Below are 12,578 nucleotides of genomic sequence, written 5' to 3' on the forward strand. Positions count from 1 at the left end.
TGAAATTGCCTAGTCACGGCCTGCTTGCCTCACTTCGCAGTCGGCGGGGTGCTGTTCGATGTACTCAAGTACATTTCGGAGGGATCCATGCGTGCCTCGGATGAACTCGGCATCGCCGATAATGGTCAGACCGAAGCGAGCGCGCGACAGCGCAACGTTAATGCGTCGCCAGTAATCCGCTCCCAAAAATCCTAGACGACCTTGTGAATTACTTCGTGTTAGTGAGACGAAAGCTAGGTCGGCCTCACGTCCCTGTACCGCGTCGACAGACATGACGCTAATGCTCAAATGGGAGAAGCGTTTTGGTGCCAGCCGTCGACGTAACTCTTCAACCTGGCTCTTGTAGGGCGCTATTACGAGCACTTCCAATTCGCGGTCCTCAATCTCAATGAATCCGATGTTGATCGCCCTGTCAATTGTGTCCAGCTGAGTCACAAGTAACTTGGCTTCGGCGCGATTGACGAAACTCGTGGTTCCTTGCTCTCTGCGGTCAGTACGAAGTGCTGTGTCGATCCACGTAACGGCGCCACCCATCACTTTCGCGTAACCTTTCAAGCCCTCGGTACGCGGAGAACGAAGCCTACCTTCGTAGAAGCAGGTTGAAATCAGGTCACCAATTGGGCGAATCATCCTATACTGCTCCTCGAGCATGAGTTGAGAATGCTCGGGAAGGTGATCTACCAGTCGCTGGAACAAGGTCTCCGTGACGTCATCGGCACTCAGTCCGTATTCGTTGAGAACTTTGGTGTCACGAAGGAGCTCTTCGTCTGTCGGGGGGAGCTGCCGAGTATCGCCGACCAAGACCCATCGTTTTGCCCGAGACATCGGGACAAGCGCTTCGGTCAGCGTGGCCTTGGATGCTTCATCGACGATGCATAGGTCGAACTCGAGTTGCCCGACAGCCTTATTGCGCAAAAACCCGGTACAAGTGCCAGCTAAGACCGACGTACCTGCCAAGAAGATCGAAGCAAGGCTATCTTCTTCTACTTCTATGCGCTCCAACCAGTTGGCTTGAAGCTCCCATAGCTTGAGTAGTTCGAGGGCGTGAGGACTGTCGCCAACCAGGGCATCGATTGCATGCCGCGCCTCGATGCTCCCGATTTCAGTAGAGATGGTGAGATCGCCTACTAGATGGGCCTGAGCTTGCTCAGCGAGGGCTTGCCTCCGTTCGGATAGCTGGTCAAGTTTCGCTTGATACCGATCAAACGGGTCGCCGTTCTCGACTACGGTAAGCAGTTCCGACGAGGCGGATTTGGTCGCAGAGAGATCCGTGACGTGCTGCTGCATCATTTCAAGGCTTGAGGACACGGCGGCCAATTGACCCAAGACCATTGCGGCTCGGAGGTGATGCGTTTCGAGGCCGAGGGCGTTAGCTCGACGTGCAATGTGCGATTCCGCGCGTGAGCGAACGCCTTCCGCCCAGCGTCGGATTTGCTTATCTAAGAGTAGATCACGAACCTCAGGTTGGACGACGGACTCATTGGCGCCTGCGAGACGTACGAGCCCACGCACGCCTGCGTTATGCAATCGCTCCACAGCGTTGTCTACGGCTACGTGCGTTTGTGAAGCGATCAGAATGCGCGCACGGGGCCACTTTCTGAGTGTCTGGATCACTGTCTCGGCGATAAATCGGGTCTTTCCAGTTCCAGGTGGACCTTGTACAACCAGAATATCGTTGGCGCCGAGAGCGAGCTGCACGGCCCGCTTCTTCAGGGTGTCTAGCTCAGCAGACCATGAGTGGACTACTTCGGCCTCGGGTGTCGAACTGGAAGAGGGATCGAGCAACACAGACCGAAGATCAGGCCCTGGCGTCGCGCCATTACGTACGGCTGTGACGGCGTTTCGCTGACGAGACAACGAAATCGCAGAAGGCGCATCGTATGGGACAAGGGCAGCACTCTTCGGCAGACTCGTTAGTGGCCGGCTGGATAGTAAAGTAAGCTCATCCTCTGATTGATCGATCACTTCGCCGTACGCGAATCGGCGCTCGGATTGTTGGTCGACAACCTGCCAATCCGTACCGATCAAATCTGCTTCTTGCGGCTCGGTTAGGACAAATTTTCCTCGCCGTCCATCGACGTGAACGCTCTTATATGGCATCGATCGCTGTTCCCCGCGAGTCAATTCCTCGCGGGCATCAAGCACTCGGAGCCAAAGGTCGAATAGTTCGTCGCCGCCCTGAGTTCCGGGTTCACTTGCTGGGTCATCCTGCCGTTCGTAATAGTCGTCGAGCAATTCCATCAAGTGGTCGCGAGCGCGCTCGCTGAGGTGCGTGTTCAGGGGCTGTCGAACGGTCCAGGTGAAAATGGGTGGCAGTGCGAGGCTCCGTCGGCGACCGCCCTCGAGATCCTCCAGCTCAGGGGTTGGAGCCGCCGTAACAACGAACTTCGGCTCGTCTTTTTCAGGCTTGAGGGTGTATCGATGTTCGGATCCGAAGAGTAATAACATGTTGCGGTCGCGACGTCCGGAACTATCTGTGCCGTACCGTACAAACACCTCTCCTGACAAATCCTTCTGCAATTTCGCTGCAGCGAGAGAGTGATCGACTGGTTCTCCAACGAGGTGCTTTTGTGCTGCTTGAGTCAATTTAAGCCACAACACGTTCCGCGGTTTCTCGTATCTAGCGACCCGTTCTCGCTCGATTCGACTGAACTCGTCGGCGAGTGCACTTGCGTTGACCGGGCGTTCTGTGGGTTCTGGACTCACGCACGCTTCGATTATCTTGAGTACGTCCGGTCGAACGTTGACGGAATCGAGCGCCCGTTGCACGTCCGGGAAGTCTTTGATGGACGAACCGGTCAGGCACTGTAGAAGAACGACACCGACGCTGTAAACGTCTCGCACATAGGGAAGGTGGGACTCTAGTTCGGGAGGTGCATAAACTCCTGAACGGTAGTGTTGGACGGTCAACTCGCTATGTGGTTCGTCTCCACGGATCTTTGCGATGCCGAAGTCGGCCAGGAGAGGTGCACCGGAGTCGTCAATCAAAATGTTGCCCGGTTTAATATCACGATGTTCGAGTTGCTGCAGGTGAGCATGCGCGAGCCCATCGATCATCGGCTTAGCGATTACATCGTAGAGATCGTCCCACCCCTGCCACGGCGGATCTTTCATAAGGTCATGCAGGTTCCGATCCACCCAGTCGAGGACGAGATAGTATGTTCCGCTCTCGTCCACGCCAGCATCACGGAACCCAACTATGTTGCGGTGGCTGAGGCTCTTGAGGGCGCGAACTTCACGCTCAAAGACCTTCTGGGTTAGCTCGTCCGACGAGCCGATCACAAACTTCACAGCGACAGCTGAGCCGTCTCTGGTGTCTACAGCCTTTCGGACCGTCGACAGCCCTCCAGAACGCTTGTCCGTCTTCAACAGGACGAAGTGTCTACCGACCTGCTCCGGCGCCATCTGAATCCTTCCCCTAGCTGAGTGCTGAGCAGAGTATCGGATGCTGATGACAAGATGTAACAGTCGCGATGCGATCGTCTCATCGCAAGTTCAAACTGTGGAGACCAGATAAGTGCCAAGAAGCGTAACCTGCGACCTAGAGCCCTACTTCATCTAGGCGCCAAGTGTCCAGATGAGGATCATCGAACTTCTGCAGCTTGGCTGTCCGTGAACGAGGGTGGTGGCGATGCGCGTCGCCTACTCGCGATCCGAGGCGGTGTTCCTGTCATGCTGCATTGGGTGTGAAAGTACATTATCGACTGGTTTATAAGCGGGAGTGTACGACTTACCAACGTCGTCAACCCCAGGGCCGCGTATTCGACCGTTGCAAAGTCTCTGTGGCGTCACGAATGGTCTGCCCGACCACTCAGTTATTCTGTCGGGGGACAGGGAGCGGGGCGGAGACCTCGCATACCTGCGGCTTAGCATTTAGCCAGACGCTGTCGCTCTCCGAACAAAAGCCGTCGCCGCAACGCTACAAAAGCCGTCGCCGCAACGTTCGATAAAATCGGAGTTGGGCCTGGCGTCCTTATGCTCTGATCGTCTGCGGTTTACCCATTGCGCCCACGTCGGGGTGATGGACGGCGCTTAAGAAAATTTACCTGGTTTGGCGGGGAGGCATCAGTTTTCAGGGGGTGGTCTGTGCAATGGGCGTTACCGTCGGTACAACACTCGTCGGCACGAGTGTTGTACCGACCGTTCTTTGCCCGCCCACCGACAAGATGCGCGTAAGCAGTAGCAACCGCCGCTCTCTCGCCCTTATTTGCGGCACGGTGCGCAGCAGAACCGCCCTCGTTTACCCATCCTTTCGAATTTCGATCTTCTCAAGATCAGCGCGGAGACTGAAACGTGCGTAACTTGACGCGCTGAACCGGGGTGCGTCCGCGTTACACGCAAGGCGAGTCTCGGTTCAGCGCGCGGGAGTTGCACGGGCGCAGGTGGCGCGGAGGCAGGCCCGGGCCTTCTGGGTTACGCCCCCTTCCACCACGACGTGTACACCCGACCGTCGTTGCCGCAGATGACAGCGTCGAGGTTCTTGGGGCTACGCGCTATCGCCGTCACCCTACGACCGGCCGGGAACACCCCGCCGATGTTGCGCCAGCGGTCGCCGATGCCCGACCAATCACCGCCTTGGTACCACCAGGAGGTGTAGACGCGACCGTCGTTGCCGCAGATGAACAGGTCGATGCTGTCGCGGGACTTGGCAACCGCGCTCACCGGCGCACCCCTCGGGAAGACACCGCCGATGTTCCGCCACGTGTTGTTGAGTCCCGACCAGTCGCCGCCCTGGTACCACCAGGAGGTGTAGACGCGACCGTCGTTGCCGGTGACGAACGCGTCGAGGTTGCCGGCGCTGCGCGACGTGACCGCGACAGGTGCGCCGGGAGGGAAGAAGCCGCCGATCGAGCGCCAGCGGTCGCCGATGCCGGACCAGTCGCCGCCCTGGTACCACCAGGAGGTGTAGACGCGGCCGTCGTTTCCGGTGATGAACAGGTCGATGCTGTTCGACGACTTGGCGATTGCGGTGACCGGTGCCCCCTTCGGGAACACGCCGCCGATATTGCGCCAGTTGTTGTTGATGCCGGACCAGTCGCCGCCCTGGTACCACCAGAAGGTATAGACGCGGCCGTCGTTTCCGGTGACGAACAGATCGAGGTTGCCGGGGCTCCGTGAAGTGACCGAGATGGGTGCGCCCGGAGGGAAGAACCCGCCGATGGAGCGCCAGCGGTCGCCGAGTCCCGACCAGTCGCTGCCGTAGTACCACCAGGACGTGTAGACGCGACCGTCGTTGCCGGTGATGAACAGGTCGATGCTGTTCGACGACTTGGCGATCGCCGTGACCGGTGCACCCTTGGGGAAGACGCCACCGATGTTGCGCCACCGATCGCCGATCCCCGACCAGTCGTTGCCCTGGTACCACCACGACGTGTAGACGCGACCGTCGTTGCCCGTGATGAACGCGTCGAGATTGCCGGCACCGCGCGACGTGACGGACAGCGGTGCCCCCGGCGGGAAGACGCCACCGATGTTGCGCCACCGGTCACCGATGCCCGACCAATCCGGATACAGCGTGTGCACCGCGTTGATGTCGCCGCGGGAAAGGCCGTTCCGTTGCCCCATCACCACACCGGGTGGCAGCGGGACTCGCGGCACGATGGTCGGTTGCCCATTGGTGCTGAACGCCGTCGCCGAATAGTGCATGACGGAACCGAAGTCGTAGGCACCGATATCGTCACCGTCAGTGATGTGCTGGTCAAAATTGTGCGCACTGGCGGGATCGATGTTCGCGAAACGGATCTCGACGAGAGTGTTGCGGTCCTCGCGGCTCTGCTCGTGCCACAGTCCCAGCGCGTGGGCCATTTCGTGGACGACGGTGCCGACAGGAGTATTGGCAGCGATCTCGATGTCCTGACGTCCACCGCGCATACCGACCGGTGACCGGCTCGCTGTGCTCGGACGGAACCGAACGTAGTTCGCGTGTCCCGCACGTGCGACGAACCGTATTCGGGTGTTGGCGGTCCAGTGCGCCACGGCGTCTGTGATGCGCTGGGCGTTGGGGAATGCGGGGTCGACCTCGAACGGGACGGTCGCGTTCGGCCAGCGCAGGTGAGCACCCGTGATGCCGATCCCCTCGGGACCGGCCTGGGCTGCGACCTCCTCGACCGTACCCAGCACGATGTCGCCTTCGAACACGGCCAGGCCGTCCACGTCGGCGTATTGGACTTCCCAATCACCGTCGGCGGTGTGGACGACGGCTGTGCCGGCGACCGGTCCCGATTGATACTCGCCGGTGTCGCCGTAGTCCTCGGCGTGGGTGAGTGGTGCTTCGTCGATGGACATGGGATGTGTTCCTTCCGTGGGGTGCGAACCGTCCCGGTCGGGAGTCGATTCGTTCGATACGGGATCCGATGGCCTTCTCCCGTAGAGGTTGTGATCGCAGAGTCGTCAGGTGACCACGTCGACCGGCGCTGTGAGCGGACCGACGTCGCCGGTCACCGGCACCGGTATCGACCGAGTCGACAGCAGGTCGCCGACCGCGACCGTCCCGTCACCGACGATGTCGACGTGGCAACGCAACGACAGTGCCGTTGCAGCAGGTACTTCCGGTGCATCGAGTACGAAGGGGATACGCCCACCGGGCCACATGGGAGCGCCCTCGATCGCGACACTCGCCAGCACAGGCGCAGTCCCGTCCGCGTACGACACGTCCCTGACCTCCACCACGACCCGCGCCGTCGTGGTAGGTGCATCGGTCGGAATCATCACGACTCCGCGGACACGCCTCACGCGTCCTCACATCGGCTGAGCCGTCACCAGTGGATGGCTGCGACCGAATCCAGCGGTTCGGTGATCGCCTCCGCCGCGACCTGCAGATCCGCATCACGCAACGCCTGCGGAAACCGCAGCAGTGCGCGCTGTTCGATCTCGGTCAATGGCACCTGGAAGACCCGGAACTCGTCGAGGTCGAGCACCTCGAGCTGGTCGAGGTTCTGGCTCAGCAGGAAGCCTCGGGCCTCGAGCTCGCCGTTTTCCACGAACACGAGCACCTTCCAGAACTCACGCGGGATCTTCACCCTCCGGAACTCGCGGTCGTCGTCCGCGAACACCGGACCGCCGAACGCCGATACCTTCAGATCATCGACGTCCACGTCTGCGAAGACTGCGTCCTCGAGCTTGCCCCAGACGCCGTCGCGGGCGCTCTGGTTGAAGTCGTCCATCTGCGGGGTGATGTTGGTGTAGAAGAACGAGTCGGTGTTCGCCTTCTTCGCCTCGCTCGTGCTGCCCCAGAGCAGGTCGGCCCGTCGTGCAAGGTGGCCACGGTCGAGTCGGTTCGATCGATACAGCTCGTTGCCGACCTGGGCGTCCGCAGCCAGACGTGGGTCCTTGACGAAGTCGATGTTCTTCCGGCTGAGCTTCTTCATGGATCCGCCGTCGATGTTCCACGCCACCCAGGCCGCGAACCGACGCGACTTGCGCATCGTCAGCGAGAAGTGCGTGTAGTGCAGCACCTCGGAACCGTCGTTTGCCTTCGCAATGTCGGGCTTCACCTCGGCCGTCACTTCGGGAAGGGGGACGGGCGTCGACAGGAAGTTCGGGTCGTAACCGACGGCCGCGACCGCCGCTTCCGACGCAGGCGGGGTGAGGGTCACGCCCAGTTTCTCGAAGACGGACTGCGGCAGGCACGCCAGCGCGTGCTCGTCGGAGCTGCCGTTCGCTTCGCCGGCGAAATGCAGCCCGGCCAGGACGGTGGTCGCCGCGCCGGTTCCGGACCGGAACATCCACGCTGCTCCGGAGTCGCCGCCGCTGCTGATCTCGCCGTCGGCTGCAGGGTGCTTCGGGTCGGATCCGATCTCGAACCCACCGACGGACCTCGTGCCGACCCCTCGATACGTGATCTTGGCGATCACGTCGACACGACGCACCAGACCGTGGGTGATGCCGGTGGTGCGACCACTCTTGATCACCTTGTCGCCGAGTTCGGGTTCCCCGATCGCGTCCGGGACCACGCTGAGCCCACAGATCTCCGGATCGAACTGCCGATCCTCGATCGTCGCCACGGCACAGTCCCCGGCCGGCCCCAGGTGCGACCCACGAGTCGTCCTACCCGGTTGTCATCGATGCGGTTGTCGTCGTGCGGACCGGGCTGGACGATCGTGTCACCCACCCGACCCGTCGCGTTGTGCAGCACGTGCCAGTTGCTGAGCAAGTACGGGGTGTGGCTGTCGACGTCGTAGACGATGCATCCGATCGTCCCGGCACTGACACTCGTGTGCCCGACGCTCACACCCGGGACGATCGGATCCAGTCGCGTCTTCCGGGGCGGCGTCGCTGCCTCCGGGACGCGACGGAATGCGGGTTCGTACGACCTCTCGATCACATCGGTCGGAACCTCCACACCGTTCACCGTGATGCTCTCCGGAAGCGGGGAGGTGCCCAATGCTTCGAGAGCCTCGGGCTCCGATACCTTCTCGTTCACCGTGAACTGCACGGTGAGCTCGTCGGTGGGCTTGCCGTCCACGTGTTTGTATCCGACGCCGACCGACGAGACGTTCGGATCATCGAGGTAGTCGGCGCCCTTGGTGCGGATGAACTTCCGCAGAGCAACGGCGAGCTCGTCCTTCTCGGGGCGGGGTGTGCGGCTGGTCCTGCCGTTCTTGGTAGCCATGTTCGATCCTTGTGGATACGACGCGACGATGACGCGGCGCCGTCGGGTGGATGAATCGGAAGCCGATCAGCTGAAGACGACCGTGTGATCCAGGCTCGTGGTGGGAACGATCAGCTTCTGGAGACCGCGGTTGGTTCCCGACGAGCTGGCGGTGTTCCAGCACCAGTCAAATGCCTGCTGCGGCAGATTGGTGACGAACGGGCCGCTCCATTCCGGGCTGCCGCCTTCGCCGTGCGCGTAGAAGAAGAGGAAGTGCTCCGAGGCGGTTGCCGTGTACGCCTGGGAGTCTGTATCGGCTTGTCGACGGTCGGCGCCACCGGCATCGATTCGTCGGCCAGAGAGGGTGCGGCGGCCTCGGCTTCGTCCAACAGCCGCCACTGTCCGGGTTGCGTACTCATTCTCGGGACTCCGATCTGGAGGAACGCGGATCCCTCCGCGGTCTGTGAGAAGAAAACTACGAGCGCGCAAGCACTCCGGCGAGAGTAGAGGGGCTACTCGATTCGTGGTGGGACGGCGCGTTCGGCACTGCGGAGCGGACAGTGTGCATCCGGTAACACGAGTCCGGCGTGATCGACACCCCGAAGCGCGAGTAGTGGTGTACTCGAACCCGAGATGACCCATCGCCCCGATTCGTGTGGAATCAACCCCGCTGAGCAGGGTCGAATCCACCGAAGATCGTCGAAGGAGTGACCCGCATGCGTCCGACCGGCATCACCACGAACATCAACGTCCCGGACATCGGGGAAGCGCGGAGCTTCTATTCGGACTATCTGGGGCTGAGCGTCGAGGAGATGAACCTCGGATGGGTCGCGCGGTTCACCACTCCCGACGGTCGTGCAGTCGTCCAGTTGGTCAGTGGTGACGAATCGGCTCCCGTGGACTCGGCGATCTCCGTCCACGTCGGCGACGAGGTGGAGGCGGCCTACGAGGAGGCGCAGCATCGCGGATTCGAGATCGTGTATCCGCTGACGACGGAACCGTGGGGAGTGCGACGGTTCTTCGTGCGCGCACCGGACGGCACGGTTGTCAACATCGTCAGCCATTCCGACGATCCGCGGTAAGGGGACGAGGACGCCGTTCCGATCCGGTGTTCTCGACGGCGTATATGACGGTCGAGAACACCAGATCTTCCGGCTCGTCGCGCCGTCGCGTGCGGAGGCGAGGAAGTACCCAGTCCTGAAGCACGTCGGCATACATCTGGCGCATCGTCTGATGCGGACACTGATTTGTGTGGGTTCGACCCCGGATGGCGGGGCCGGATCCACACAGATCAGCTCAGACCGAGGTCGATGGCGGCGAGCCCTGCCTGCGTACGGTTGTGGACGTCGAGCTTGGTGTACACGTGCTCGACGTGATTACGGGTCGTCTTGTGTGCGATGCCCAGCTCGTCGGCGATCTGCCGGTTCGAATACCCCAGCGCGACGAGTCTGAGGATCTCCACTTCGCGACCCGTCAGTCCCGCGGGCCAGGGCGCGCGTCGCTTCGTCGGGTGCCCGGCTGCGAGCAGCACGGCCTCGACCGCTTCCGGGTCGAGTCGGCCTGCTTGCGCGTCGCGGCACATCCTGGCCGCCGCGGCCTCGGCCGTCAGTGCCTTGCGGTGCGGTCGAAGCTCTCGTAGTCGCTGATAGGTCTCCGCGGCGGCGAGGATCCGCGCCGTCACGCCCAGGTCGGCGGCCCGGAGTCCGCCGGGATATCCGGAACCGTCGAGGCGCTCGCGGTGCGTCACAGCGACGGCGACGACCGGCTCCAGCCCGCCGACGCGGCTGAGGATCCGTCCGGTCAGATACGGATACAAGCGGACCCGCTCCCATTCCGCGGTGGTGAGCGGACCGACCTTCTCCCAGATCTGGTTGGGCACACCTATCCGTCCCAGCCCGTGCACGAGGCCCGCGCGGTAGAGGAGTTCGACCTCCGCGACCGGAAGTCCGCGATGCCGGCCCGCGGCCGCTGCTAGATCCGCCACGCGTCTCGAATGTCCCAACAGATAAGGACATTTGAGGTCGACGAAATCCGACATCGCACGCAACATCTCGTCCAGCTCGGGTCTGCTCAGGGTGTAGTCGTGATCGGATGCCTGCGCGAGCGCCGTAGACCACGCGTCCTGTTCGAGCACACCCGCCGTGATCGCGTCGACGTCGTCGACGAACACCTGCGCCACGCGCGGGCCGAACTGGGTTCCGCTTCGCGCACGAGCGACAGCGACCGCCTGCGCGGACCCACCGAGACGCACATACACCTCGGCGACGTCGGCCAACTGCACGATCTGCATCTCGACAGGAATCTCGTCACCGCGAACGCCAGAAGGTAGCCCCGCACCGTCCCAGCGCTCGAAGGTGAAGGTCAGCATCGCGCTCACCCGAGGGTCCAGCCCGACGCGATCGGAGAGAACACTTGCGGACCCGCAGTGGGACCGGATGAGATCGGACACCTGCCGGCGCGCGGTGAACAGGAAGGCCGTGGCGTGGAGGAAACGCTCCGCGTACGGCAGTCCCCGCCCGCCGTGCCCCATCAGCATGCGGAAGAAGGGGAGTCCCGTCATGTCCACCGCGTAGGTATCGGCGCGGAACGCGATGTCGTCGCCGAACATCCGAGCCAGTTCGTGGGAGTCCGCGTGGCATCCGATCCAGGCCACCAGGTTGGCGTAGAAGACGACGTCCCGCTGGTCGGCGCTCAGTCCCATCCGGTCGGCGATGCGCGTGGCGATCACTGCCGAGCGCAGCATGTGCTCCATCGGCTGACCGAGACCCAGATCGATGGCGAGGGACAGCGCGGCGACCAGTTCCGCCCGTCGCGGACCGTCACCCGTGGACGTCATGGACTCAGTGTCCTCGCACGATGCCCGGTCCGAAAGATGAGGCAGCGGCCTCATGACGTGCGGACGCCGCGAGCACAGGATCGAAGTACCCGCAATCGAGGAGGACGACATGACCATCACCCCGCACGCAGCCGCCCAGCAGTCCTGCGAACTGCCCCGGGTTTCCGGAGAGCGTTTCGCCGGCTACGCCGTGATCGGCGCGCCGTTCGCGAGCGGCCACTATCTCGCGCTGCGCAGATTCCCGACCAACAGCATCGGCGACGGCTTCACATCCGTGTGGCACCGCGACCCGGACGGCACATGGACGGTGTACAGCGACGTGCCCGCCGAACTGAGCTGCCCGCGCTATCTCGGTCGCGCGCTGAGCCGGACCGAGCAGACCGACGTGCGCGCCGAGTGGACCGGCCCGGCCGACCTGCACGTGACCGTCGGTACCGAACTGGAGTGGGACCTCCGGATGACCACCTCGCCGGCGACCACCGTCATGAACGCGGCGGGCAGTCTGATGCCCGACTCCCTCTGGCACAGTCCGACGGTGCTGGCCGCGATGGGTCGCGTCGCCGGACCGGTGCTCGGCGCCGGCCGGATGCGACTCGGTGGGCACCTGCCGAACGGGCAGTGGTTCCGGGCCAACCCGCGGCAACTGTGGGCCGCGCACACCGAGCGTGCCGTCGTCCGTGGAGTGGATCTCGGACCGGAAGGTCCACTGACCCAGCAGGACCGCTTCGGCGACTTCCGGCTCCCGCAGCGGGGATTGTTCGCGACGGTGCAGGTCTGGCTCGAACCGTACGACGCCCGGCGCCACCACCCGGCACGTCCCGACACGGTGTATGCGGACGGCGAGTGATCGGTGGGTGTTCCCGGCGGTAACAGCCTCTGGGGCAGAAGTGCCGCAAGGTTTCGTTCGAAAGTCGAGGCAACTCTTGCGCAAATGACACACAATGGATTTCGGTAACGAGTCGTCAAGTGGGAAAGGCAATTCAAGGTCAATTCACCTGCCCGCTCCGGTCTGCTGACACCTGCGGGAGGCCTGGCGTTTTCGGGATGCGCGATGATCGAAGCAGTCTTGGGAATCCATGCGAGAGACTACGAGCCCGTCGAGGTTCGATCCGTCCCGCCCACACGGACGGACGACGACGCAGGGGGCGGAGT

Annotated in this window: 9 protein-coding genes; 2 read left to right on the forward strand and 7 right to left on the reverse strand. The window is 62.6% G+C overall.

Features of this window, described 5'->3' with window-relative positions:
* Nucleotides 1-9: 9 nt before the first annotated feature.
* From RBB84_RS03530 to RBB84_RS03555, 6 genes are all read right to left on the reverse strand, one after another.
* Nucleotides 10-3,405 (reverse strand): serine/threonine-protein kinase, encoded by a 3,396-nt coding sequence (locus tag RBB84_RS03530; protein ID WP_064256662.1) that lies wholly within the window; start codon nt 3,403-3,405, stop codon nt 10-12.
* 1,008 nt (nt 3,406-4,413) lie between these two features.
* Nucleotides 4,414-6,285, reverse strand: a complete 1,872-nt coding sequence (locus RBB84_RS03535) for a M12 family metallopeptidase (protein WP_350247170.1) — start codon at nt 6,283-6,285, stop codon at nt 4,414-4,416.
* 105 nt (nt 6,286-6,390) lie between these two features.
* Complete coding sequence (locus tag RBB84_RS03540) at nt 6,391-6,732, reverse strand: hypothetical protein (protein WP_350247172.1); 342 nt, start codon at nt 6,730-6,732, stop codon at nt 6,391-6,393.
* Between the two features lie 23 nt (nt 6,733-6,755).
* Nucleotides 6,756-8,003, reverse strand: a complete 1,248-nt coding sequence (locus RBB84_RS03545) for a DNA/RNA non-specific endonuclease (RefSeq protein ID WP_231912047.1) — start codon at nt 8,001-8,003, stop codon at nt 6,756-6,758.
* The gene (locus RBB84_RS03550) at nt 7,907-8,611 is read right to left on the reverse strand and encodes a hypothetical protein (RefSeq protein WP_231912046.1); all 705 of its coding nucleotides are present in this window, start codon (nt 8,609-8,611) and stop codon (nt 7,907-7,909) included. The genes RBB84_RS03545 and RBB84_RS03550 overlap by 97 nt, the downstream gene beginning before the upstream one ends.
* A gap of 66 nt (nt 8,612-8,677) precedes the next feature.
* Nucleotides 8,678-8,989, reverse strand: coding sequence for a hypothetical protein (locus RBB84_RS03555; RefSeq protein ID WP_350247174.1), 312 nt, complete (start codon nt 8,987-8,989; stop codon nt 8,678-8,680).
* A 317-nt stretch (nt 8,990-9,306) separates the two neighbouring features.
* Here RBB84_RS03555 and RBB84_RS03560 point away from each other — a divergent pair, with 317 nt between their 5' ends.
* Nucleotides 9,307-9,672 carry a VOC family protein gene (locus tag RBB84_RS03560; RefSeq protein ID WP_064256673.1) on the forward strand — a complete coding sequence of 122 codons (366 nt, stop codon included), beginning with the start codon at nt 9,307-9,309 and terminating at the stop codon, nt 9,670-9,672.
* Nucleotides 9,673-9,881: 209 nt separating this feature from the next.
* On the opposite strand, the gene RBB84_RS03565 is transcribed toward RBB84_RS03560, so the two are convergent.
* Nucleotides 9,882-11,426, reverse strand: coding sequence for an HD domain-containing phosphohydrolase (locus tag RBB84_RS03565; protein WP_064256657.1), 1,545 nt, complete (start codon nt 11,424-11,426; stop codon nt 9,882-9,884).
* A gap of 109 nt (nt 11,427-11,535) precedes the next feature.
* On the opposite strand from RBB84_RS03565, the gene RBB84_RS03570 reads away from it, so the two are divergent.
* A complete protein-coding gene (locus tag RBB84_RS03570; RefSeq protein WP_231912045.1) occupies nt 11,536-12,273 on the forward strand; it encodes a hypothetical protein in 738 nt (245 codons plus the stop codon).
* Nucleotides 12,274-12,578 lie beyond the last annotated feature (305 nt).

The organism is Rhodococcus sp. D-6 (assembly GCF_040256695.1).
Taxonomy (GTDB): Bacteria; Actinomycetota; Actinomycetes; order Mycobacteriales; family Mycobacteriaceae; genus Rhodococcus; species Rhodococcus pyridinivorans.

Coding starts and splice junctions, on each gene's coding strand:
- RBB84_RS03565 (WP_064256657.1), bottom strand. CDS start 11,426: ATGACGTCCACGGGTGACGGTCCGCGACGGGCGGAACTGGTCGCCGCG.
- RBB84_RS03570 (WP_231912045.1), top strand. CDS start 11,536: ATGACCATCACCCCGCACGCAGCCGCCCAGCAGTCCTGCGAACTGCCC.
- RBB84_RS03530 (WP_064256662.1), bottom strand. CDS start 3,405: ATGGCGCCGGAGCAGGTCGGTAGACACTTCGTCCTGTTGAAGACGGAC.
- RBB84_RS03535 (WP_350247170.1), bottom strand. CDS start 6,285: ATGTCCATCGACGAAGCACCACTCACCCACGCCGAGGACTACGGCGAC.
- RBB84_RS03550 (WP_231912046.1), bottom strand. CDS start 8,611: ATGGCTACCAAGAACGGCAGGACCAGCCGCACACCCCGCCCCGAGAAG.
- RBB84_RS03560 (WP_064256673.1), top strand. CDS start 9,307: ATGCGTCCGACCGGCATCACCACGAACATCAACGTCCCGGACATCGGG.